This is a genomic window from Gilliamella sp. B3172 (assembly GCF_026536465.1).
GTDB lineage: Bacteria > Pseudomonadota > Gammaproteobacteria > Enterobacterales > Orbaceae > Gilliamella.
Genome location: NZ_JAFNOA010000003.1, coordinates 128610 through 154017, shown reverse-complemented (window position 1 = coordinate 154017; position 25408 = coordinate 128610). Strand labels below are relative to the sequence as shown.

21 protein-coding genes are annotated in these 25408 nt (G+C 38.6%); 14 read left to right on the top strand and 7 right to left on the bottom strand.

Annotated features, from left to right (window positions below):
• Window positions 1–64 precede the first annotated feature (64 nt).
• The 4 genes from J3U37_RS05355 to J3U37_RS05340 all read right to left on the bottom strand — a co-directional run bounded on the left by J3U37_RS05355 (window position 65) and on the right by J3U37_RS05340 (window position 5510).
• Window positions 65–469: a YhcB family protein gene (locus J3U37_RS05355; RefSeq protein ID WP_220218966.1), complete on the bottom strand. Its 405-nt coding sequence runs from the start codon at window positions 467–469 to the stop codon at window positions 65–67.
• Window positions 470–522: 53 nt separating this feature from the next.
• The gene (locus J3U37_RS05350) at window positions 523–963 is read right to left on the bottom strand and encodes a DUF721 domain-containing protein (protein WP_220218965.1); all 441 of its coding nucleotides are present in this window, start codon (window positions 961–963) and stop codon (window positions 523–525) included.
• A gap of 500 nt (window positions 964–1463) precedes the next feature.
• Complete coding sequence (locus J3U37_RS05345; RefSeq protein ID WP_267373686.1) at window positions 1464–3839, bottom strand: glycoside hydrolase family 31 protein; 2376 nt, start codon at window positions 3837–3839, stop codon at window positions 1464–1466.
• A 195-nt stretch (window positions 3840–4034) separates the two neighbouring features.
• Window positions 4035–5510 (bottom strand): mannitol dehydrogenase family protein, encoded by a 1476-nt coding sequence (locus tag J3U37_RS05340; RefSeq protein WP_267373684.1) that lies wholly within the window; start codon window positions 5508–5510, stop codon window positions 4035–4037.
• Window positions 5511–5784: 274 nt separating this feature from the next.
• Here J3U37_RS05340 and J3U37_RS05335 point away from each other — a divergent pair, with 274 nt between their 5' ends.
• Window positions 5785–6546: a GntR family transcriptional regulator gene (locus tag J3U37_RS05335; RefSeq protein ID WP_267373682.1), complete on the top strand. Its 762-nt coding sequence runs from the start codon at window positions 5785–5787 to the stop codon at window positions 6544–6546.
• An 80-nt stretch (window positions 6547–6626) separates the two neighbouring features.
• Window positions 6627–7808: a mannonate dehydratase gene (uxuA, locus tag J3U37_RS05330; RefSeq protein ID WP_267373679.1), complete on the top strand. Its 1182-nt coding sequence runs from the start codon at window positions 6627–6629 to the stop codon at window positions 7806–7808.
• 151 nt (window positions 7809–7959) lie between these two features.
• Here uxuA and J3U37_RS05325 read toward each other — a convergent pair whose 3' ends face one another.
• On the bottom strand, window positions 7960–9237 hold the full coding sequence (locus J3U37_RS05325) for an MFS transporter (protein WP_267373677.1): 1278 nt from the start codon (window positions 9235–9237) through the stop codon (window positions 7960–7962).
• 432 nt (window positions 9238–9669) lie between these two features.
• Here J3U37_RS05325 and J3U37_RS05320 point away from each other — a divergent pair, with 432 nt between their 5' ends.
• A complete protein-coding gene (locus tag J3U37_RS05320; RefSeq protein WP_220218959.1) occupies window positions 9670–10134 on the top strand; it encodes a DUF3597 domain-containing protein in 465 nt (154 codons plus the stop codon).
• A 95-nt stretch (window positions 10135–10229) separates the two neighbouring features.
• Here J3U37_RS05320 and pth read toward each other — a convergent pair whose 3' ends face one another.
• Entirely contained in the window at window positions 10230–10814 is a 585-nt protein-coding gene (gene pth / locus J3U37_RS05315) for an aminoacyl-tRNA hydrolase (protein WP_324099744.1), read from the bottom strand.
• Window positions 10815–10894: 80 nt separating this feature from the next.
• On the bottom strand, window positions 10895–11842 hold the full coding sequence (locus J3U37_RS05310) for a ribose-phosphate pyrophosphokinase (protein ID WP_220218958.1): 948 nt from the start codon (window positions 11840–11842) through the stop codon (window positions 10895–10897).
• Window positions 11843–12112: 270 nt separating this feature from the next.
• Between J3U37_RS05310 and trmB the strand changes: the two genes are divergently transcribed.
• From trmB to relA, 11 genes are all read left to right on the top strand, one after another.
• A complete protein-coding gene (gene trmB / locus J3U37_RS05305) occupies window positions 12113–12817 on the top strand; it encodes a tRNA (guanosine(46)-N7)-methyltransferase TrmB (protein WP_267373674.1) in 705 nt (234 codons plus the stop codon).
• An 18-nt stretch (window positions 12818–12835) separates the two neighbouring features.
• Entirely contained in the window at window positions 12836–13561 is a 726-nt protein-coding gene (gene nfsA, locus J3U37_RS05300) for an oxygen-insensitive NADPH nitroreductase (protein WP_267373672.1), read from the top strand.
• Window positions 13558–14724 carry a histidine-type phosphatase gene (locus tag J3U37_RS05295; protein ID WP_267373670.1) on the top strand — a complete coding sequence of 389 codons (1167 nt, stop codon included), beginning with the start codon at window positions 13558–13560 and terminating at the stop codon, window positions 14722–14724. The genes nfsA and J3U37_RS05295 overlap by 4 nt, the downstream gene beginning before the upstream one ends.
• Window positions 14725–15410: 686 nt before the next feature.
• On the top strand, window positions 15411–16685 hold the full coding sequence (locus J3U37_RS05290) for an MFS transporter (RefSeq protein WP_267373667.1): 1275 nt from the start codon (window positions 15411–15413) through the stop codon (window positions 16683–16685).
• 43 nt (window positions 16686–16728) lie between these two features.
• On the top strand, window positions 16729–17745 hold the full coding sequence (galE, locus tag J3U37_RS05285; protein ID WP_220218952.1) for a UDP-glucose 4-epimerase GalE: 1017 nt from the start codon (window positions 16729–16731) through the stop codon (window positions 17743–17745).
• A gap of 49 nt (window positions 17746–17794) precedes the next feature.
• Entirely contained in the window at window positions 17795–18844 is a 1050-nt protein-coding gene (gene galT, locus J3U37_RS05280) for a galactose-1-phosphate uridylyltransferase (protein WP_267373665.1), read from the top strand.
• Window positions 18845–20002 (top strand): galactokinase, encoded by a 1158-nt coding sequence (gene galK, locus J3U37_RS05275; RefSeq protein ID WP_267373663.1) that lies wholly within the window; start codon window positions 18845–18847, stop codon window positions 20000–20002.
• On the top strand, window positions 19993–20991 hold the full coding sequence (gene galM / locus J3U37_RS05270; RefSeq protein WP_220218949.1) for a galactose-1-epimerase: 999 nt from the start codon (window positions 19993–19995) through the stop codon (window positions 20989–20991). Before galK ends, galM begins: the two co-directional genes overlap by 10 nt.
• A gap of 275 nt (window positions 20992–21266) precedes the next feature.
• Window positions 21267–21755 (top strand): pantetheine-phosphate adenylyltransferase, encoded by a 489-nt coding sequence (coaD, locus tag J3U37_RS05265; RefSeq protein ID WP_220218948.1) that lies wholly within the window; start codon window positions 21267–21269, stop codon window positions 21753–21755.
• Window positions 21756–21766: 11 nt separating this feature from the next.
• Window positions 21767–23104 (top strand): 23S rRNA (uracil(1939)-C(5))-methyltransferase RlmD, encoded by a 1338-nt coding sequence (rlmD, locus tag J3U37_RS05260; RefSeq protein ID WP_267373661.1) that lies wholly within the window; start codon window positions 21767–21769, stop codon window positions 23102–23104.
• Between the two features lie 2 nt (window positions 23105–23106).
• Window positions 23107–25362 (top strand): GTP diphosphokinase, encoded by a 2256-nt coding sequence (relA, locus tag J3U37_RS05255; RefSeq protein ID WP_267328653.1) that lies wholly within the window; start codon window positions 23107–23109, stop codon window positions 25360–25362.
• Window positions 25363–25408: the final 46 nt, after the last annotated feature.

Sequence of the window (25408 nt, the reverse complement as noted above, 5' to 3'; positions counted from 1 at the left end):
TTAAAAAATAGTACTTATTGTTATATATATTGCCAGATTGCTCTGGCAAAAAGGATTTTATTACCTAGGATTTGATATCGTCAGCTTTGAATAGACCCGAAGGGTTATCCGAATAGTCTTTAGGTTGTTTTTCTAAGGTTAACTCGTTATGAATATTTGAATCATTTTGGGTATCGAGTTCTATTTTAGGCATATCTTCACTTGAGATAAATTTACCGGAATTCTCCGCCATATGTTGATAAAGGCGACGGAACTCTTTTGCCATGTTATCTAAAATTTCAGCACTGTGGGAAAAGTGTTTGACGATCATCTGTTTTTGAGTGGCAAGCTCTTCTTGAGTTTGTTCTAATTCTCGTTTTGCTTTGGCATATTTACGCCCTTTCGGACTAATAACGTTCATGAAAATTATACCGATAACAAAGCCAATCACCAAACCAATGGCTAAGTATGTCATCATATCTTTGTCCATATTGCACTCCTTGTATCTTCGCGTTATTTAGTTATAAAGTCTATTTTTTTAAATTATTTTGCATGGTTAGCAAGTTTAATCAATTGTTTTTTTAGCTTATCTGGTGCCTTCTCAGCGATAGCATACAAATAGGTTGCACTTGCTACTGTCAATGTACTTGTTTTGCTATGATTTTTTTTCGAGCACTCAATTACAGGTGATGTTTCAGAACAAATATCCGGATTAATCTTGTATTGAATTGATGATAAAGACGGTAAAATCTTACTACGGATGCCGGATAATAAATTACTTTGTTCATATTTAAGTCGAGTTAACCAACTTGCTGAACTCACCTCAAGTACCAGCACACCTTGACGGTAATTAGCTATTCGATAATGTTGCTTAAATAATGAAGGAAGTAATTCATCGATAACTTGAGCCAATTTACCTAATGCAAATGTGCGTTCTTTGATCTGAGAGAGTAAAGTACCTTCAGATAAAATAGACGTTAACATTTGCGGTTCATTGCATCGCATGATTGATGTTTACCCTTACTTCTAAAAAAATTAATAAACTTATTATTGCAAAAAAATGTACGACTTAATTGAGAATAATTTACCCTATTTATTTTTAATTGTCCTGTTTAAAAGTGCTATTTACAATTTATTATGAATTTATTGTGATTTTAATATTGACCGCCCCAATAGGGCTTAATCAATCACAGAAAAAAGACAGATAAAGATTAATATTTGCCAATAAGCTATTGGTTATTACTGATAACTATCCTTATCAACTGATAAATAGCTAAGCGCCCTATTTTCTCTGATAAATAGTCTAAAAACAATGCGTTATTGCAGCAAATTAGCCATAATATGATATAAAAACTGCTAGAAGTGAATAGCATTATATTGGTTTTAATATCGTTCGATAATGAAGCTTGATAAACAGAAAAAGATGACAAAAAAATATTTTACAGCACAAAAAATATTGCGCTGTAAAATATCTAGGAAGTTAACTATTTTATAGCTTTTAGCTGAACTTTATGCGCAGGTTGATTGTTGATATAAAGCGCTCTTGTTTCACCTTTTGGCAAGCTGATAACGAGTTCTTGCCAGGCTGGTTGATATTCACCTTTAGCTTGCAAATGCAGATCAATCCTTTCATTAGTTGAATTTAATTGCCATTCAATCCACAGCCCTTTGCCGTCTTGATAAGCATAACTTTCACCATCATCTTCGAAAAAGCTACCGCTTGTTGCATTTACACCTTTAGCAGGAAAAACGTTAAATTCCCGATAATCATCCAGTTTATGATCAACATAAGCCATACGATTAGATGTCGGAATAATTGATCCGGCTTTAACTAATAACGGAAAAGACTCCAATGGTGCAGGTAATGTAATGGATTGTTTACCGGCAAACCATTGATGAGTATAAAAACAGTACCAACCCGTTTGATTATCAGGTAGATAAACCTCTCGCTCACGTTGATTCGGCTCTACCACATTAGCCACAAGCAAATATTGACCAATCATAAAATCATCAGTTTCAGCAAAGGTATTCTTATCATGCTCATGGTCTAAAAAGGTCGGTCTTAACATCGGTTCATCATTGCAATGCGCTTGCCAGAGCAAGTTGTAAAAATACGGCAATAATTGATAACGAAGACATATCATTTGACGAATAATTGGCGTGACATGGGGATACATCCATGGTTCATTGACGGTATGATCATCATTCCACGAATGAATGGTAAAACGAGGATGCATAATCCCATTTTGTACCCAACGGACAAAAAGCTCTGGCTCCGGTTTATCGCCCGAAAAGCCCCCAACATCATGCCCCACATTATAAAGACCGGACAAACTCATCCCTAATCCCATTCGAATATTGTATTTAAGGGTTTGCCAGCTAGTTCGATTATCGCCAGACCAGGTTTGAACATAACGTTGAATACCGGCGCAGCCAGAACGAGAAATTAAATAAGGACGAATATTTGGATTAAAACTTTGTTGCGCTTCGAGCGACGCACGGCACATTAGTAATGGCATCACCGGGCGAATATGCTTAATGGCAATTTCTTTTCCAAAACCATGACAACGTGCCTGATTATCCCATATTTCAAATTCATTATTATCATTCCATGTAGCATCAATGCCCATTTCAAGAAGCTGTGTTGTGACATTTTGCTTCCACCAATTATAGGTTTTTGGATTGGTCATATCTAAATGCGACCCTTCATCATCCCAAAACATAGAACGTTCCGGATCATCACTTTCCGAATCTTTAATAAATAGACCTTGTTCAGCCACTTGCTGATATTTGGGGTGATCTTGTAACAGGCACGGCTTAATATTCGCCGCTATTTTTAGCCCAGCTTCATGATAAGATTGGGTAAAAGCTTTAGGATCGGGGAACTTATCGTAGTTCCAATTAAATACATACCGCTTGCCATTGATAGAGGTATAACCGGAAGATAATTGAAATGAATCACAGGCAATACCATGTTCTTTACACAAATCAATAAAATATTGCATCTGTTGTTGGGCATCGGGAGCATCGGTATAAAACATGGTAGAGCCACTGTAACCTAAACTCCATTTAGGGCCAAAAAAGGTTTTGCCGGTCAATTGGACAAATGATTTGGTCACATCAATAATTTTAGGACCGACAAAGAAGTAATAATCAATATCGCCCGCTTCAGCCTGATAACGACGATAAGGAAGATGATAGTTATCATGCTCAGTACCCAGATCGATCCAACAACTGCTTAAATTATCGTAAAACAGTCCAAAACTGACATTATTACGATGCGTGATAGTAAAAGGAATGTGTTTATATAGCGGATCGGTATGTTTGGCGTTGTAACCCATAGCATCAAGATTTCGCATCTCAAATCGTCGGCCGGCACGATTTAGATCACCGGCTTTATCACCCAATCCATAGTAGTTTTCATCTTGATATCTGCGCTGATAATGCGCAATACCATCACCATGTGGATTAATTAAGTAAGCGCTGGTGCTTCGATCCTCGACCAACAGTTGCCATTGCCCTTCTTGATCTTTGTACTCCCAAGTAAGCGAAAGTGGTTGATTTACGGTAACGCGTAATTGTTCGGTACTGACAATCAGTTGGTTATCATTTTGAGTTAATTGGTAATGAGGTAAAGAAAATCCCTCAGTACTTAATCTATCACGCCCTTCTAGCGGTACATCTTTATTTGGTGCGATACTCCACGTTCGGTCTAATGATAAACTATCATGACGCTTGATTAACACTCGAAACAGTTTTTGTTCCAACACGTATAAGCAAAAATGGTATTTGTCATCAATTAATAGCTCAATGCAATTATGTTGTTGCTGTTTAAACTTCCATTTTTTTAATGTTTTCATCGATAACCTCAAAATCAGTATCTACTTTGGCAAAATATTTAGTCACGGCCTACCGAAATCAAATATCTTTCCTATATATCATCTCTATTATCTATATTATTTTTATTCTATTTATATTTTACAGTGGCAAAAAATAGTGGTCACTTTTTGCCAATCATGCATTGTCAAAACACGTTTAGTGACAAGCTGTTAGAACTAAAACGCAATTGCAAGCTCTTTAATCGTCCGTTTAGCGCCTTTTTGCATTAAAGTCAGATAATGTTCAGTCACTTTTTGTTTAAATAAAGGGTTATTTGGTAGATCGGTATTAAATACCGCTTTTAAGCTAAGTAACGCCTCGACCCGTTCAACCCCGTCTTTACTTGCGCCAACTAATGCCGCTATTTGTTCTAACATGGGATCACAAACTTCAATTTTATGATGATTATCATCTATTGCGCCCACATAACGCATCCAACCCGCCACACCTAATGCAAGTAATGAAAAATCAGAGTTATGCTTAATATGCCAACGAATGGAATCAAGCATACGTTGCGGTAATTTTTGTGTGCCATCCATCGCAATTTGCCAAGTTCGATGTTTAAGGGCTGGATTGCTGAATCTCTCAATCAGTTTGTTGGCATATTGGGTTAAATCGACATGATCTGGAACATGAAGCGTTGGCGCTTGTTGTTGCATCATGAGATTTAACGTGGCATTTTTGTAGTTGGCATCATTCATACAATCATTGATATGCTCATAACCGGCTAAATACCCCAAATAAGCCAGAAAAGAGTGGCTACCGTTTAACATTCTAAGTTTCATCTCTTCATACGGCACAACATCATCAACAAATTCTGCGCCAACTTCATCCCAATTGGGTCGATTCGTCACAAAATTGTCTTCTATAACCCATTGTATAAATGGCTCACAGGCAATACCGCAAGGGTCAAACATGCCGCCTAGGCTATCTTGAATCTCATTTAATGTATCAAGCGTAGCAGCAGGCACGATACGATCAACCATAGTGCATGGAAAAGTGGTGTTGTTTTCAATCCATTTAGCTAAACTAGGATCGCGCGCATTGGCTAAACCCAATATGGCTTTTTTAAGCACTAAACCATTTTCCGGCATGTTGTCACAAGACATGGCGGTGAAGGATGAAACCCCACGTTGCATCCTTCGATACAACGCTTCAACAATCACACCCGGTGCCGAACAAGGTTGTGAGGGATTAGCTAAATCGGCTTTAATTAAAGGATTATTTAAATCAAGCCCCACCCCGCCGGGTAGCATACAGTAGCCTTTTTCGGTTACGGTTAAAGAGACAATCTCAACGGTAGGATCTGCCATTTTTTGTAAAATTGCCTCGATCCCGTCAATAGGTGCTAGCAGTGATTCTTTTACGCTACCAATAATAAAAGCCTGTTTTGATGTGGCGCCTTTTTCAAGTACGGTATATAAATGGTCTTGCTGACGAATATCATTGATAAGCGCTTCGCCCCCCACAATGTTGACTTCACAAATTCCCCAATCGCTAGCACCTTTATTCAATAACCGATCAGTCAATAGCGCCTGATGCGCACGATGAAAGGCACCAAAGCCTAAATGAACAATACGGGCGACCATATCTTGCCGGTTGTATAAAGGTTTATGTTCGATTGATTGAGGAAGATTGCTTAGATTTAACATTTTGCTTACCGCACTTAACAGGTTAATGACTTTATTGGTTAGACATATTTTCACTTGTTAATAAATTTTTCATCTCTATTTTTTATTTTTTGTGATTAAAATCACATTTTTTGGTTTATTTTATAGGGAGAAGTCGCAAAACATCTATAATACAACGTCATATTGGTATTCCAATTAATCGATAAACGGTAATGTATTATTATTGGCTAAAAACAATATAAGTAGCGTATAATTATTTTCATTAAACAAGAGATTAGAATGAGGATAATAATTAATGCTAACGGTTAATCGGCTATATCGGGAAATTGGTAATGAGCTTAAATCATTATTAAAAAGCGGCATTTATAAAATTGGTGACCGATTACCGCCTGAACGAGATATTGCTGAAACATTCAATGTTAGTCGAACAGTTGTCCGCGAAGCGCTCATTATGCTTGAACTGGAAAATTTAGTGACCGTTAAAAAAGGTTCTGGCGTGTATGTAATTGGTTTACCGGATGATGAATTATCAGAAAAAGATAAAAAACTGGAAGAAGAAGATTATGGCCCGTTTGAATTGTTACAAGCCAGACAATTAATTGAAAGCAATATTGCTGCTTTTGCTGCTTCACAAATAGTCAAGTCAGATATTGTCGAACTTCGAGCGATACTGGAACAAGAAAGAAAAATATTAGAACAAGGCATTTTAGATGATTACAGTGCTGATGAAATGTTCCATATTGCCATAGCTAAAGCGACCAAAAACTCAATACTTGAAGGCTTATTGAATGATCTATGGCAAAAACGTTACGCCAGTAAAATGTGGGACCAGTTACATAGCCGAATCACTGATCATAGTTATCGCAAAAAATGGCTTTATGATCATGAAAAAATTCTGCAAGCCTTACAGGTAAAAGATGCCATGGCTGCTCGCCATGCGATGTGGCAACATTTGGAAAATGTTAAACAAACATTAATGACCGTTTCTGATAGTGAAGATCCTAATTTTGATGGTTATTTATTTGACTCTATACCGGTGACAATTGTTAACCAATAGATAATATAAAATGCGCATTGTTTTCGGTTTCTTTCACTGAGGAAAATTTGAAAAAATAAAAATCATTGAGGAGATTTTATATGGAACAAACAATGCGTTGGTTTGGCCCAAATGACCCCGTATCACTAGACGATATCAGACAAGCTGGAGCAACAGGAATTGTGACAGCTTTGCACCATATTCCAAATGGTGAGGTATGGACAGTTGAGGAGATCGAAAAACGGAAAAAACTCATTGAAGAAAAAGGCTTAATTTGGTCTGTAGTCGAAAGTATTCCTGTACATGAAGAGATTAAAACCCACTCAGGTGACGTTACTAAGCACATCGCAAATTATCAACAATCAATTCGCAACTTAGCCGCATGCGGCATTGATACTGTTTGTTACAATTTTATGCCGGTTTTAGACTGGACACGTACTGACCTTGCTTACCAATTGCCAGATGGTTCAAAAGCGCTGCGTTTTGACCAAATCGCTTTTGCGGCGTTTGATATTCATCTATTAAAGCGCCCTAACGCCGAGCAGGATTACTCAGCGCAAGACGTCATTGCCGCCAATAACTATTTTGAACAAATGACCCAAGCGGATAAAGATAAATTAGTCGCCAATATTATTGCCGGCCTACCGGGCGCCGAAGAAGGGTATTCACTTGATCAGTTCCGTGCCCACCTTGCCACTTATGATGGTATTGATAAACAAAAACTGCGTGAAAATTATGCTTATTTTTTAAAAGCGATTGTGCCGGTAGCGCAAGAAGTTGGCGTAGTATTAACTGTTCACCCCGATGATCCCCCTCGCCCCATTTTAGGTCTACCCCGTATTGTTTCAACCATTGAAGATATGCAATGGATAAAAGATACCGTCGATAGCATTCACAACGGTTTTTGTTTCTGTACCGGCTCTTATGGCGTGCGCAGCGATAATGATTTAGCCACAATGGCAGAAAAGTTTGCTGACCGTATCCACTTTATCCATTTACGTGCAACCGTACGTGAAGATAACCCGTTATCTTTCCACGAAGGTGACCATTTAGCCGGTGATGTGGATATGTATGCGGTTATCAAAGCGCTTGTTACTGAAGAGGAACGACGCAAACAAGCAGGCATTAAACGCCCGATTCCTGTTCGCCCCGATCATGGTCACCAAATGTTAGATGACCTTAAGAAAAAAACCAATCCGGGTTATTCCGGCATTGGACGCTTAAGAGGATTAGCTGAAATTCGTGGCGTAGAATACGCCATAAAGCGTGCTTTTTTTAGCTAAATCATACCAATCCAATTGATTATGCCCATGAATATGGGCATTTTCTTTACTGATTAGATGCACTTTTTATTTTAAACTTATCTAAAAATAGCGTGACATGCACGCTATTAAAAACAGTTTTTCTAACTTTACCAGTTAACAAACGATAACCTTAACTCCCTTTAGGTTTACGCTGAAATAGTAAAACGCACATGATTATCGCCCCGATAATATCTAAAAAGCCCATCGTAATAAAGAATGGCTTAAATCCAATTTTTTCAACAAATTGCCCAACGATAATGGTAAATAAGAAACTGGCAATCCAAGCCGAACTACCCCGTAAACCATTCACGGTAGACACTTCTTTTCCGTCAAAATTCTCAATAACTTGAATGGTCAACATCGCTGATAACATTTGGTGTCCCCATGCGCCTATTGCAATTAACGCTATGGCTAAATAAGGACTTTCGGCTAAAGAGGCAAAAACCATTGAAAGCATGAAAAAAGCAGCGCCAAGGTAGGTGATGCAGGCAGCATTAATTCGAGACAAACCGAAATATTTATCGAGCATACGAGAAAAATAACCGGAAGATAACCCGCCAAAATCGGCAGCTAAAAATGGGATCCAAACAAACATCGCCATTTCTTTTAATTGCATTCCACGCTCTGATAATAAGTAAAATGGCACCCAAAAGTTAACCGCTGCCCAAGCCGGCTCAGCTAAAAACGCAGGTATGGCAATGCCATAAAATTTCTTTTGCGTGACAACCTGTTTAATAGCATGCCAAACATTTTTATCTTGTTGTGCTTGACCGATATCTTGATCAGACAGAATGTATTTTCTTTCAGCATCAGTAACAAAGCGGCTTTTTGCTGGCTCACTAAAAAAGTAGAGCCAAATCCCAGCCCATATAATACCAATCGAGCCCGGAATTAAAAACGCCAACTGCCAGCCACCAAATTGATGAATAAAATAAATTAACGGCGGTGCAATCATCGCACCTAACGAAAAGCCTACCATACTCCAGCCATTGGCAATCGCACGCTCTTTTTTAGGAAACCATGAACTAATCACTTTAGCATTAGCCGGCGCAACAACTGATTCGGCGCCCCCCATAACAAAACGTAAAATGGCTAAGTGAATCCAAGCGCCTGCGCCAGCATGTAACATGCACATTAATGACCATATGATGACCATGATAGCAAAGCCGACACGCAAACCAATGACATCAACAAACCAACCCACAATCGGTTGAAAGATAGTGTAAGCCAATTGAAAGGCGCCGGTAATATAGGAGTACTCTTTAGGTGTGATTTGCAAATCATTGATAATTTCTTGCGCCATAATACCCAAAGCATTGCGGTCAACATAGTTAAGGATAACACCCGTTGCAAATAAAATGATCATTAGCCAACGGATATAACCCTTTGATTTAAATATGGCATTCATAGTAACCTCTAATTGTAAATTAATTCTCTAAAACATAAATTTGATTAAACCTCTCAAATTGGTAAACCAAATATTACAATTAATTTTGGTTACAGTATTCCAAATAAGATCATAATTGTGAAAGTGATCACAGTTTATACTATATTGGTATAACAAATCAGTCGATTTAAAATAGCAATTTAATTATCAATAAAATAAATATAATATATTCAACTCGATATAAGAAATGCTATTTGAAAAGGTGATATATAGAGTAAATAAAACCCATACTTAATTGGTAGCCTGATTTTAAAAATCAATAAAAAGAGGTGAACTTTATTCCGGTTTTGACATTCTTAGTGATTAAACGTTATACTAGAATGGATATTTTTTGTACATCTGTATCGTTTAGCCGTTTTTTAATAAACAAGTTTAAACTTAAGGGGGTGTAACGTGGGTATCTTAAATAACATTTTTTCTAAAATCTTTCCAAGCGCACAAGCCACAGTAGGTAATGCAACAGATGCGGTTAAAGATCAAGTCGGAAAAGTAACCAATTCAGTGAAAGATATATTTTCACCACATTCAGATCAAAATCAAACCAATGCAAACCAAAATCAGAATCAAGATCAATCTAATTCCGCTAATAATGCACCAATATCTAATGTAGATGTGATGTCTATTTTGGATAATTTAGCGAAAAAATTTCCTGAAAAACTTAACTGGAAAACGTCAATTGTTGATCTACTAAAACTATTAGGCATTGATAATAGTTTAGATGCACGAAAAAAATTAGCTAAAGAGCTTAACTATACCGGTAGTACTGATGATACTGCTGCGATGAATATGTGGCTTATTAAAGAAGTGATGAAAAAAATTGCCGAAAAAGGCGGAAATGTCACACACCTATTTTCTTAGTTCTAATATTATTAGCAAATTTTTAATCCACCTAGGTGATAAGGGTGGATTAAAAGTTTGTTGTCAGTCGAATTGACTTAAGCGAAATTGCTCACTTACGCTTTGAATGAATGTAACCGATTCATAGCACTTTCAACCCCGTCAGATAAGAGGATATCAGTGCAACGAACTGCTTCATCAATCGCTTTATCAATCAATTCTTGCTCCGGTTTTGACGGCTGATTTAATACAAAACCAACCACCTTATTTTTATCGCCGGGATGACCGATCCCAATTCTGAGCCGATAAAAATTTAAGTTATTGCCAAGTTTATTTGCAATATCTTTTAAACCGTTATGCCCACCATGACTACCACCAAATTTTAATTTAGCCACACCGGGGTTAAGGTCAAGTTCATCATGAGCAACTAAAATTTCTTCTGGCTTAATCTGATAAAAGTTAGCCATCGCTTGCACAGCTTTCCCACTTAAATTCATAAAAGTAGTTGGCACCAGTAAGCGCACATCATGCCCTTGAATGTTAATACGTGAAGTATAACCAAAAAATTTTGGCTCGCTTTTTAATGGTTGATTGTATCGATCCGCTAATTGATCGACATACCATGCACCAGCGTTATGGCGAGTTGCTGCGTATTCATTTCCCGGATTGGCCAATCCTACAATAAGTTTTATCGTTGTCATGATTGCTATTAACTGTATATGAGAATTTATCTGTAAAAATGCCCCATAAAGGGGCATTTGAATCAATATTTAAAAATAGGTTATTGATGAAACATTGCTGAAATTGATTCTTCGTTACTAATACGACGAATAGCTTCAGCAAGCATACCTGATAATGTTAATTGACGGACATTTTTTAACGCCTTTACTTCGGCAGTTAATGGGATTGTGTCACAAACAACTATTTCATCAATCGCCGAGCTTTTAATATTGCTAACGGCTTTGCCGGAAAAAATTGGATGAGTTGCATAAGCAAAAACTCGTTTAGCACCTCTGGCTTTCAAGGCATCAGCGGCTTTGCAAAGTGTTCCGGCAGTATCGATCATGTCATCAACTAAGATACAATCTCTATCTGCAACATCACCAATAATGTTCATCACTTCCGCTTCATTAGCTCGTTGGCGACGTTTATCGATGATAGCCATATCGGTATCATTTAACAGTTTGGCAATTGCTCGTGCTCGAACCACACCACCAATATCAGGAGATACCACAATCGGACGTTCAAAATCACGTTGTAACATATCTTCTAAGATAACCGGGCTACCGAAAACGTTATCCACCGGAACATCAAAAAAGCCTTGAATTTGTTCAGCATGAAGATCAACGGTTAATACACGGTCAACACCGACTGTAGATAAAAAGTCAGCAACAACTTTAGCGGTAATTGGTACCCGCGCAGAACGCACTCGACGATCTTGTCTTGCATAACCAAAATAAGGAATAACCGCAGTAATACGACCAGCAGATGCCCGACGCATTGCATCGATCATAACCAGTAATTCCATTAAATTATCATTAGTAGGGGCACAAGTTGATTGGATAATAAAAACGTCTTCACCACGGACATTTTCATTAATTTGGACATTTACTTCACCATCGCTAAAACGACCTACAACAATATCACCCAAAGATGTGTAAAGACGATTAGCTATACGTTTTGCTAGTTCGGGTGTGGCATTACCAGCAAAAAGCTTCATATCAGGCACGAGAAAACCTCAAGCATGTTATTATGATTACTTAAAAATCGTAATCGGTTGAATCGGAGTGATAATTATATAATCATTTACAGATTTTGCTCAACCAGATTATAAAAATTTATCAAATTTTATCAAAATTTTTTTTATCAACAATCGTAATAAATTGAAAAATCAAACGATAATATATTTTGTGAAGTAAAGATAAAATCGAGTAGAATAATTGCTGAGAATCATTAATCGTTGACTTCAATCAATTTTAAAACACAAGTAGATAACCTAATGAATGAACAAATAAACACCACTGATAATCAACAAATCAAACCTAAAAGAACGATTCGTAGCTTTGTACTACGACAAGGTCGTTTAACCAAAGGGCAAGAGCACGCTTTGACCCATTTATGGCCAATTTTTGGCATTGACTACCAAAGTGGCACCAACATTGAGTTTAATCACTCGCAACCTACAGTTTTAGAAATCGGATTTGGCATGGGCGCTTCATTAGTTGAAATGGCTAAAGCGGCACCAAGCAAAAATTTTATCGGGATTGAAGTGCACAAACCGGGAGTGGGTGCGTGTTTAATGGCAATTGAAGACAATCAATTATCTAACTTAAAAGTGATGTGTCATGATGCAGTGGAAGTGTTAGAAAATATGATTCCGGATAACTCACTGGATAAAGTACAAATATTTTTCCCCGATCCATGGCATAAAGCAAGGCACAATAAACGCCGTATCATTCAGCCCGAATTTGTTAATCTAATTAGCCAAAAATTAAAATCTGGCGGCATTTTACATTTAGCCACCGATTGGCAGCATTATGCTGAACATATGCTAGAAGTGCTGAGTAATGCCGACGCATTTACCAACCTATCACCGACGAATGACTATGTACCAAGACCTGAAGATAGACCGATTACCAAATTTGAAAAACGCGGTCAAAATTTAGGTCATGGCGTGTGGGATCTGCAATTTATCCGACAATAGTAACCTTAAGGAGCCATTATGCAAAACGAAACAATAAAGACAATTTGTCATCATCGCTCAATCCGTGCTTATCAAGCGACAGCCTTAACCCAAGCACAAATCACAGCAATTGTTAGCGCTGCACAATCGGCTTCCAGTTCTAATTTTCTCCAGTGCGGAACAATTATCCGCATTACCGATGTCGATAAACGTAAACAACTCGCCCACTACGCTGGTGATCAAAGTTATGTTACTCAAGCGCCGGAATTTTGGGTCTTTTGTGCCGACTTTAACCGGCATTTTCAGATAGATCCGAGCATACCACTTGAAAAAGCCGAACAACTGTTAGTTGGTTGTATAGACACGGCACTTATGGCACAAAATGCCGTTATAGCAGCTGAGTCTTTAGGTTTAGGTACGGTTTATATCGGTGGCTTACGCAATAATATTGATAAAGTCACTGCATTACTTGAGCTGCCTAAATACGTCCTGCCCCTGTTTGGGCTATGTCTGGGATATCCGGCGCAAGATCCACAAATTAAACCGAGATTACCGAAACAATTAATCTTTTTTGAAAATAGCTATCAACCGATCGACCGTGCATTATTAACACAGTATGATAAACAGATGCACGATTATTATGGGCATCGTGATACTAACCAAAAAGGCGGTGGCTGGAGTGACAAAATTGCTGAGACAATCGTTAAAGGACAACGAGATTTTATTTTAGATTATTTACATAGACAAGGCTGGATAAGAATATGAGGAACAATCACTACCAATTGGACAAAGTTGTAATTTTAAGCCGTCATGGTATTCGTACACCTTTGCAAAATACGCTTGAGTTTCTTGATCAAGCAACATCTTTCACATGGCCCAAATGGGATCACCCCTATGGATATTTAACCACACGCGGAGGCGCACTTGAAACCTACTTTGGTCACTATCTATCACAATGGCTTGAGCAACAAAATATCTCATTTTCGCCAGAAAATCCGCAATTATTTGTTTATGCCAACAGTTTGCAAAGAACGGTAGCAACAGCCCAATTTTTAATTATGGGTGCCTATGCTGGTCATGACATTACAATCAATCACAAATACCCGATTGAAAAAATGGATCCTATCTTTGATCCAGCTTTAGAAGATAATTCGCCCGAATTTAAGCAAGCGGTGTTAAACGATATTGAACTAGAAGACAAAACCCACGACATTTTTAAAAATTTAGCGCCTGCTTATCAGATTTTATCGGACATATTGGATTATAAAAACTCGCAATTATATGCAATTCATCAATGTGCCCTAGCCGATATTCCCCAATCACTCTATTTTGAAAAACATCAAGAGCCAGCACTACTCGGGGCTTTAGCGGTGGGTATTTGTGCTGTTGACTCATTTTTACTGCAATACTACTCCGCATTCCCCAAAGATCAAATCGCATGGGGAAGAATAGACAGTCTTGAACAATGGCAACAAATTACCCAAATTCGTAATCAATACATTAATCTCATCTGTCATACCAAAACGATAGCTGACCGTGCGGCCAACAAATTGATTAAAATGATAAATTCGTTAGTTGCCAATGATCAATATCAAGTTAGCTTGCTAGTTGGGCATGATAGTACTATCGCTTCTTTATTAGGCGCATTAGATTTTGAAAGTTATAGTCTGCCGAATCAATTTGAAACCACGCCAATTGGCGGTAAAGTGATTTTTCAACGTTTCTGTCATCGTCAAACCGGGCAATACTATTTCAAAGCGGAATATGTCTATCAAACATTTGAACAACTGCATACCGGTCAAGCACTCGATATCAATAATCCACCAGCGCACTTTGAATTGAAATTAAAAAATGCCAATTTAAATGCTGACGGTTATTACCCTTGGGCAGAGTTTGAAAAACGAATAAACATCACCAATAATCAGTAACAGTAACGATAAGATGATTTGTGCGTCTGTAATATATGACAAAGCAAGTTATCTTATCGTAAAACCTGAAAAATTAATCCAATACCGCCTGCCAACTTGTCAAGAAGTTTCAGATTTACCCTACGTTTTAGCAAAAAACAGCTATCATGTTTAAAGGATAAACACTAAACTTTGTCTTACTAACAACAACAGCGACAATTATCCACCAGCTAATCGCTCCGATTAAACTGACCCGCCCGCCTTCTATTGACCAAACTATTTTGTCATTTCAATGTTGAATTAGTGCAACATATTTGGTGAATAAACCTTTACTCACCATAAATGTAATCGATTCCAAATAACTATTGCTTACCTATCTAATCTTGATGACTTATTGTTCAATAATGGTTATTCAAACTAGAGGTAACATGATTATTTTTGATAATTTTAATTGTTTATCTAAGCTTCTCTTTAGAAAATAGCTAATAATACTAATTTAAACAATAGATTAACGACTAAAGTAATGGCTAATGTCAGGCAAACAAAAAATGTAAACGATTTCATAAAGTGTTACCTGGATCACTTTTTTTGGATTTTCTTAGTGATATTATTTACGCAATCTTATGTAGCTTTTTCTGTTTACTGAATATGTAAACGATTTCCAAATGATGAATTAATCATTTAAGGCTTAGCAAAGGAAGTTCACTATGAATCAAAAAATCAAGTCTTCATTACACAACAAGAATTATTGGGTGTTTAGTCTCTACTTCTTTCTGTACTTTTTCATTATGGGCGCTTATTGTCCATTTTTTCCTGTTTGGTTGAAAATGAATGGACTAAATGAAGCCGACACCGGTTATGTGTTTTCATTTATTTCACTATTCGCACTGTTTTTTCAGCCTTTATTTGGTTTAGTTTCCGATAAGTTGGGACTCAAAAAACATCTGCTATGGGTTATAACCTTGCTGTTAGTGTTATTTGGTCCGTTTTTTATTTTCGTACTTGGACCACTTTTAAGATTTAATGTGACACTAGGTGCCATAGCCGGCGGTTTTTATCTCGGTATGGTATTTAGTGGTGGAGCGCCAGCTATTGAAGCATTGGTTGAAAAAATCAGTCGACGCAGTGGGTTTGAATTTGGTCGCAGCCGGATGTTTGGCTGTTTTGGTTGGGCTATCTGCGCTTCATTTGTCGGTATAATGATATCGAAAGATGTCAACGCGGTATATTGGTTGTGTTCCGGCTTTGCGCTGATTTTGTTATTTTTAGTCAAAATCGCCGATCCAGCAAAAACGTCAACTACCGATGTGGTTGAACAAATGGGACTAAATAAACCCGAGCCTTTTAACCTGAAATTAGCCGTTGACTTGCTTAGCATGCGAAAAACTTGGTTTTTTATGCTATATATTGTCGGTGTTGCTTGCACTTATGATGTATTTGATCAACAATTTGCTAACTTTTTCACCTCATTTTTTTCAAGTGAACAGATAGGGCGAGAAGCCTTTGGTTATGTCACCACCCTCGGTGAATTTTTAAATGCGACTGTCATGTTTTTTGCGCCGCTTATTGTGATGAAAATTGGTAGCAAAAATACGTTGTTAGTTGCTGGCGCTATTATGTCAATTCGCATAACTGGCTCAGCCTTTGCCAGTAATGCCGTTGAAGTTGTTATTTTAAAGACCTTACATATGTTTGAAGCCCCATTATTGTTAGTTGGTGCATTTAAATATATTACTAAACACTTTCCGATTCGCTTATCGGCAACGGTTTACTTAATTGCATTTTGTTTTGCAAAACAGTTATCGATTATGTTTATGTCCACCTTTGCAGGATTAATGTATGTTAAAATTGGTTTTGAAGGAGCATACTTAGTACTTGGCTTAATTGCTTTTAGCTTTACTATAATTTCATCCTTCACCTTATCTGGACGGGGTCCATGGGATCTTTTTAGAAAACAAAAAAGTGAAGATACACAAGATTAATTGACCTTCGCTTAACTTAACTTGCATAAATAAAGGTTTGAAAATGAAAATATTAGTTACAGGCGGTTGCGGATATATAGGAAGTCACACATGCGTACAATTGATTCAATCGGGCTATACGCCTATTGTGATTGATAATTTGTTTAACAGTAAAGCATCTGTATTAGACAGAATAGAACAAATAACCGGACAGCGTGTTGATTTTTATCAAGGTGATGTGTGTGATGCAGAGCTTTTAGCTAAAATTTTCAACGAGCATAAAATACAAGCGGTTATCCATTTTGCAGGTCTAAAAGCAGTGGGCGAGTCGGTACATAAACCACTTGAGTATTATCAAAACAATGTTTACGGCAGTATCGTTTTGATGAAAGCAATGCGTGATGCGGGTGTTAAACAGTTAGTTTTTAGTTCATCAGCAACCGTATATGGTGAGCTGGCACCCGTTCCTTACGTTGAGACCTTACCACAAGGTTTACCAACCAGCCCTTATGGAAAAAGTAAATTAATGGTTGAACAATGCATCATGGATTTAGCGGTCGCTGAGCCCGATTGGTCATTGACAATCCTACGCTATTTTAACCCGGTTGGGGCGCATCCAAGCGGATTAATGGGCGAAGATCCGCTAGGTATCCCAAACAATCTTATGCCATATATTACGCAAGTTGCCATAGGTAAACGACAATCGCTAGCCGTATTTGGCAATGACTACCCAACACAAGACGGTACTTGTGTGCGTGACTTTATTCATGTCGTTGATTTAGCTGACGGTCATATTGCCGCCCTTAAAGCAGACCACAATAAAGCCGGTGTACACATTTATAACTTAGGTTCCGGCATTGGCTACAGTGTATTACAAGTTATTCAAGCTTTTGAAAAAGCATCCGGCAAGCCACTCAATTGGCATTTTGCGCCGAAACGAGCCGGCGATCTGCCAGCTTTTTGGGCTGATGCGAAGAAAGCCGAACAAATATTAGGTTGGAAAACCAAACTCACGCTTGATGACATGGTCAAAGATTCATGGCATTGGCAATCAAAAAACCCACAAGGTTACCCGGATTAATTGGGTGATCTTCAATAAAAAATTAGGCAAAATCAGATAAGAGGTACAAATGGACATTTTTAACCCGGTTGATCATCCTCATCGTCGGTATAACCCGTTGACCAATCAATGGGTACTTGTTTCGCCACATCGAGCAAAACGGCCTTGGCAAGGTCAGCAAGAGACATTAAATCAGGAGCAAAAACCAAGCTACGATCCAAATTGTTTTTTGTGCCCGGGCAATAAGCGTGTCACCGGCGATGTGAACCCTGACTATACCGGAACGTTTGTTTTTACCAATGATTTTGCTGCACTAATGGAAAATACGCCCGATTCGCCGGTAAATGACGATCCCCTCTTTCAAATGCAAAGTGCCAGGGGAACAAGTCGGGTTATCTGTTTTTCACCCGATCACAGTAAAACAATACCCGAACTTGATTTACCTGCGATTGAGGGCGTTATTAAGACATGGATTCGTCAACAACAAGAACTTAGCCAACATTTCCCGTGGGTGCAAATATTTGAAAATAAAGGCGCAGCTATGGGTTGCTCAAACCCTCATCCACATGGGCAAATTTGGGCAAATAGCTTTATACCCAATGAAATTGCACGTGAAGATCAGAACATGCGTCATTATTTTCAGAAATACCACCGCAATTTATTGGTTGATTATGTCGAAAAAGAACTTATCGCTCGTGAGCGTATTGTCGTTGAAACAGACTATTGGTTGGCGGTTGTGCCATTTTGGGCGGTATGGCCTTTTGAAACATTACTGTTACCCAAAACCCATATTCCACAACTGACTTTATTAACGAATGAACAACAAGTTGATTTAGCTATTGCACTAAAAAAATTAACCTGCCGCTATGATAACTTGTTTAACTGCTCTTTCCCTTATTCAATGGGCTGGCATGGTGCGCCATACGGAGAAAATAACGCGCAATATTGGCAATTACATGCGCATTTTTATCCCCCATTGTTACGTTCAGCTACAGTTAAAAAATTCATGGTTGGTTATGAGATGCTCGCTGAAGTACAACGAGATTTAACGCCAGAACAGGCAGCCGAAAGACTGCGTAACGTTAGTGATGTGCACTATAAAGCTCAAAAGGATAAATAGATGAAAGCATTAATCGAAAAAACCACACAAGCTTTTGAAAGTCAATTTGGATATCAACCTGATACGGTTGTGCAAGCTCCCGGACGAGTCAATTTAATTGGTGAACATACCGACTATAACGACGGCTATGTGTTACCGTGTGCGATTAATTATCAAACTGTAATCAGTTGCCACAAACGTTCAGATAATATTATACGAGTCATTGCGCTGGATTATCATCATCAACAAGATGAGTTTTCGTTAGACAAGCCAATCGAAAAGCACCCAAACTATCAATGGGCGAATTATGTACGGGGCGTAGTGAAACATTTAAAAAAATATGCCGACAATATTCATGGCGCAGACTTTGTTATCAGCGGTAATGTACCACAAGGTGCTGGCTTAAGCTCCTCAGCATCACTTGAGGTGGCGGTGGGTAAAATGTTTCAAGTGCTTTATCAACTGCCGTTAGATGGCACTAAACTTGCCTTAATCGGGCAAGGAGCCGAAAATCAGTTTGTGGGTTGTAACTGTGGCATTATGGATCAACTGATATCGGCATTAGGAGAAGCACAACATGCATTATTGATTGATTGCCGCACATTAGGGACTCATCCGGTCAGTATTCCTGACGATCTCGCTGTAGTGATTATCAATTCCAACATCAAACGGGGCTTAGTCGATAGCCAATACAACACCCGCCGTGAACAATGCGAAGCCGCCGCCGAAGCATTAGGCGTCAGGGCATTGCGTGATGCATCACTTGCTGAGTTGGAAGTCATTGAGTCAACACTTGATCCGGTGGTATTTAAACGGGCTCGCCATGTGATTACTGAAAATGAGCGTACCTTATTAGCATCACATGCGCTGGAAGTGAGGGATTACAAACTTTTATCACTACTTATGGCGCAAAGCCACAAATCGATGCGTGATGATTTTGAAATCACCGTTCCGGCAATTGATTACTTAGTTGAAATTATCCACAAAGTCATCGGCGATGAAGGTGGCGTGCGTATGACCGGCGGCGGTTTTGGCGGTTGCGTGGTTGCTTTGGTACCTAAAGATAAAGTGGACGACGTTAAAGCGGTGGTGCATAACCATTATCAGCAAAAGTTTGGCATTAAAGAAACATGCTATGTTTGCCAGCCGAGTGAAGGAGCCAGTGCAATATGTCAGTAATGCAGATTATTACTCTTACGAATAAACAAGGTATGCAAGTTAAAGTCTCGAATTGGGGCGCAACTTGGCTATCTTGTTTAGTGCCAATTAATGCCGGAGAACACCGCGAAGTATTACTTGGCTGTAAAACCTTTGAACAATATCAACAGCAAGACGCCTATTTAGGGGCAACAATTGGGCGTTATGCAAACCGAATTGCAGGCGCTGCCATTGATATAGCTGGCACCCACTATCGACTTGTTGCCAATCAAGGGGAAAACCAACTTCATGGCGGCAAGCTAGGTTTTGATAAATTGTTATGGGATATCAAAAATCAATCGGCACAAAAAGTGACTTTTAGTTTAATTTCACCTGACGGCGATCAAGGCTTTCCCGGTGAACTTAACGTCACAGTCAGTTATCATTTAACCGATGAAAATCAAGTCGTGATCGAGTTTCAAGCCACCACCAACAAAACAACACCGGTAAATTTAACCAACCATGCTTACTTTAATCTCGATGGCGAAAGCAGTAAAAATATTCTTTCCCACACATTAAAAGTCAATGCTAACTTATACTTACCGGTCGATAAACAGGGCATTCCTTGCGGTGATTTAACCGATGTCACTCAAGCGGACATGGATTTACGCCAACCAAGATTGCTATCGGATAGATTGCTTGAGAGTGAAGAAAGGCAAAAAACCGGCGGTTATGACCACGCATATCTATTAGATAAGACACAATCTATTGCTGCACAGCTCATATCCGGTGATAAAAAAATTGTGATGAATATGACCACAACTCAGCCAGCGCTACAGGTCTACACAGGCAATTTTTTGCAACATACTCCTAATCGTCACAATGGTGAGTATAACAATTTTGCCGGCGTCGCATTAGAAGCCGAATGCTTACCGGATAGTCCACATCATCCGGAGTGGGCGCAAGCTAGCTGTTTTTTGCAACCAGATCAGGCTTATCATCACCAAACAACTTTTCATTTTTTCACTTAGTAGTCGGTACCTTAATGTCACTGTGACACAAATTATGGTGGAAGTCACCGCTTCTTCCATAATTTGCTTTTTTTATTTTTAAACCTATCAATCGCCCATGCTCGCCTTATGATCTAATCGGTGTTATCACTTTCTTATGCGCCGTTTTGTCAAGAACTTTCAGAAAATATATACGTTTTAGTATAAAAATAAAAAGAAATTTACCTTACTTAACTAACAATCCTAAATAAAATTAGGTATGATATCCCCACATTTAATAATGGATAATATGACTGATGAAAAGTAAAACCTTGACCGCCGTTTTTCCCGGAACGTTCGATCCTATCACTAATGGACATATCGATCTGATAACACGAGCCTCAAAACTATTTCCTCGTCTTATTGTTGCCATTGCCCAAAGCCCCAACAAAAAAACCCTATTTACGCTAGATGAGCGGGTCAATTTAGCCTCTACAGCAAGTGAACATTTACTTAATGTTGAGGTAATTGGTTTTGAAACGTTAATGGCAAAGTTTGCTCACGAACATAATGCAACGGTCATTGTTCGAGGCGTCAGAACTACACACGATTTTGAATACGAAAGGCAACTGGCCGAAATGAACCGAGCACTTAAAGCTGATCTCGATACCCTATTTTTAATGCCGTCAATAGCGATGGGCTTTATTTCATCAACAATTGTTAAAGAAGTCGCCTACCATGGCGGGGATGTGACAAATTTAGTCCCTTTACATGTCAAAACGGCATTACTTGAACGGTTAACATAATTGTAGTTAAAATGGTCAAATTCTATACCCCAACGAAAAAAAAACTCACAGCGCAAAAACTGACAGTCACAGTTGAAAATTTAGATGCCTTCGGTCAAGGCGTGGCCAATGACAAAGGTAAAACTCTATTTGTAAAATCGGCCCTACCGGGCGAAACTGTTGATATTGTATTGACAGAAGATAAAAAAAATTACGCTAAAGCAAAAGTTATCAAATATCACAATCAAAGCAACGAACGGGTCACACCGCAGTGTCAATATTATCAGCGCTGTGGCGGGTGCGAACTGCAACATATTTCGTCGCACTTACAGCAGCATGCTAAATATCAAGCTTTGATAAAACTATTACAAAAAGAGAGTCAGGCATCATTAACATCGGTTTTAGCGCAAGCACCGCTTATTATCGCCGATCAGCCATACGGATACCGCCGGCGGGCAAGGCTATCAATTAATTTGGTTAAAGGTGAGTTGTTGGTAGGCTTCAGGCAGGCAGAATCTAATCAGATTATTAATATTCAAAACTGCCCAATTTTAGTTCCTGAGTTAGATGCGCTCATTGCTCCATTACAGATCTGCTTAAAAAATATTAAACAGCAAAAAGCACTGGGACATGTTGAATTAATAGCCCTCGACAGTGGAATTATCATGGTACTACGACATACCATGCCAATGACTGAAAAAGAGACTAATATATTAAAACAATTTGCCGATACTAATAATATTTCACTCTATTTACATGGCAAACAATTAGTGCATATAACCGGTAATACCGAACATTATTACCTTGTTAATCATTTAAAATTAACGGTTAGTCCACTCGATTTTATCCAAGTAAATAGTAAAATTAATCAAAAAATGGTTAATCAAGCGCTACAGTGGCTGGCCTTAGAACCCACAGATAATGTACTGGATCTGTTCTGTGGTATGGGTAATTTTTCGTTGCCAATGGCAAAGTTATGCAAATCTGTTACTGGCGTAGAAGGTGTTGAGGCGCTGGTTGAAAAAGCCAAATTCAACACCATATTAAATAAGAATGACATTTGTGCCCAAACACATTTTATAACAGGAAATTTAGAGGATACAGCACAATTTGCAATCTGGAGTGAATCACAATTTAGTAAAGTATTGCTCGACCCTGCCCGTGCAGGTGCTTTGAATGCTTCAGCTGAAATTGTGAAACTTGCACCATCTAAAATTGTTTATATTTCGTGTAATCCGGCGACGTTAGCAAGAGACACCAAACAATTTATTGATGCAGGATACCAAATTTCTCAAGTTGCGATATTAGATATGTTTCCTCAAACCAAGCACATTGAATCAATGTTATTGTTAACAAAGTTAGGACCGTAATTATGGTATCAATTAGAGGAGCGCACCAACAGCATGAAGAGCATTACTCTCTTGCTCAATTTGATGTTGAACTGTGGGCTAAACACGAGCTGTTATTGACCAATCAAGAATCCTATCAGAAGTTTAAAGATATTTGGGATTTCTGTTTTGAAAATAGTGCCGGATCGGCTGAGCAAACATATTGTTTTCAAAATGCGATTGAAATGGTCGAAATTTTGTCAACCTTAAATATGGATATCAATAGCCTGTGTGCCGCCCTACTGCTTCCTTTCCTTGATGCCAAAGTAATCCGCCGGGAAGATATCCCCGAAGATTTCGATCGTGAAATCATTCACATTCTTTCCAGCATTATCAAAATGAAAGATATTCGCCAATTGCGGGCGATTCGTAATGGTAATGCAACCAATGAACAAATCGATAGCATCAGACGTATGTTATTGGCAATGGTCAACGATTTCCGCAGTGTTGTTATCAAAATTGCCGAACGCATCACCTACTTACGTACGTTAATGCATGCGCCTCAAGAAGAGCAATTTCTTGCCGCTAAAGAGTGCTTTAATATTTATGCGCCACTTGCCAATCGGTTAGGTATTGGGCAACTAAAATGGGAATTAGAAGATTTTTGTTTCCGTTATTTATATCCCGATCAATATCGCTTTATCGCCTCACAATTACAAGAAAAACGCTTAGATCGTGAGCAATATATCAATCAGTTTGTTAAAAATCTTCAAGATATGATGAATCAAGACCATATTCGGGCAGAGGTTTACGGGCGACCAAAACACATCTACAGCATATGGCGAAAAATGGAACGTAAACATCTACAGTTCGACGAGCTTTACGATATCAGAGCGGTACGTATCATCTGCGATCGAATTGAAGACTGTTATAATGCATTAGGTATTGTGCATAGTCACTATAAACACATTGCCAAAGAGTTTGACGATTATGTCGCTAATCCCAAACCAAACGGGTACCAATCGATTCATACGGTGGTATATGGTCCTGAAGAAAAAACCATAGAAATTCAAATCCGAACGGAACAAATGCATAATGATGCCGAATTAGGCGTTGCGGCACATTGGAAGTACAAAGAAGGCAGTACCGATAAAATGACCGCTTACGATCAACGGATTTCTTGGTTACGTAAGCTACTCACATGGCAACAAGAGATGTCAGAAAGTGGCGAAATACAAGAAGCGGTCAGAAGCCAAATTTTTGATGATCGTGTTTACGTCTTCACCCCTAAAGGCGATGTGGTTGATTTGCCTGCTGGCTCAACCCCGCTTGATTTTGCTTACCATATTCATAGTGATGTTGGACATCGCTGTATTGGCGCCAAAGTTGGCGGACGCATTGTGCCATTTACTTACAATCTCAAAATCGGTGATCAAGTCGAAATCATCACCCAAAAACAGCCTAACCCTAGCCGTGACTGGTTAAATCCCAATACCGGTTTTGTTAACAGCAGTCGAGCCAGAGCCAAAATCCTTGCCTGGTTTAAAAAGCAAGATCGTGATAAAAATATTGCTACCGGTGAACAGATCTTATCCAATGAACTTGAGCCTTTAAATATCAGTTTAAAAAGTGTTGAAAAGATCCTCATCAATAAATATAACGCACATTCATTTAATGAAGTGCTTGCCGGTATTGGTAGTGGCGATGTCAGAATTAATCAATTAGTGAATTTTATCAATGCCCAATTTAACAAACCAACGGCGGAAGAAGAAGATGAAGCGGCTTTAAAACAGATCACCCAAAAATCAACGACGCAAGCCAAAAACATTACTAAAACTGCAAGTAAATGTGGCGAAATTATTATCGAAGGTGTGGATAATTTAATGTACACCATTGCTAACTGCTGTCGCCCGATACCCGGTGATCCGATAGTGGGATTTGTCACTCAAGGTCGAGGCATCTCCATTCACCGTGCTGATTGTGAACAACTACAAGAATTAAAAAACCATGCGCCGGAGCGGATCACCAGTGCGCAATGGAGCGGTAATCACAATTCAAGTTACACCATGATTGTCAGAATTATTGCCAATGACAGAAGTGGCTTGTTGCGGGATATCACCACCATATTAGCCAACGAAAAAGTCAATGTGCTAAGTGTTACCAGCCGCATTGAAATGAAACAGCAACTTGCAACCATTGATATGGATATGCAGATATTTAATCAAGATTCACTTAATCGAGTATTAACTAAAATTAAGCAGTTACCGGATGTGGTTGAAGCAAAACGATTACAGGGCTAAAACCTGTTTATTTGCCACAGCTTAACGTTGTGGCAACGTATTGACC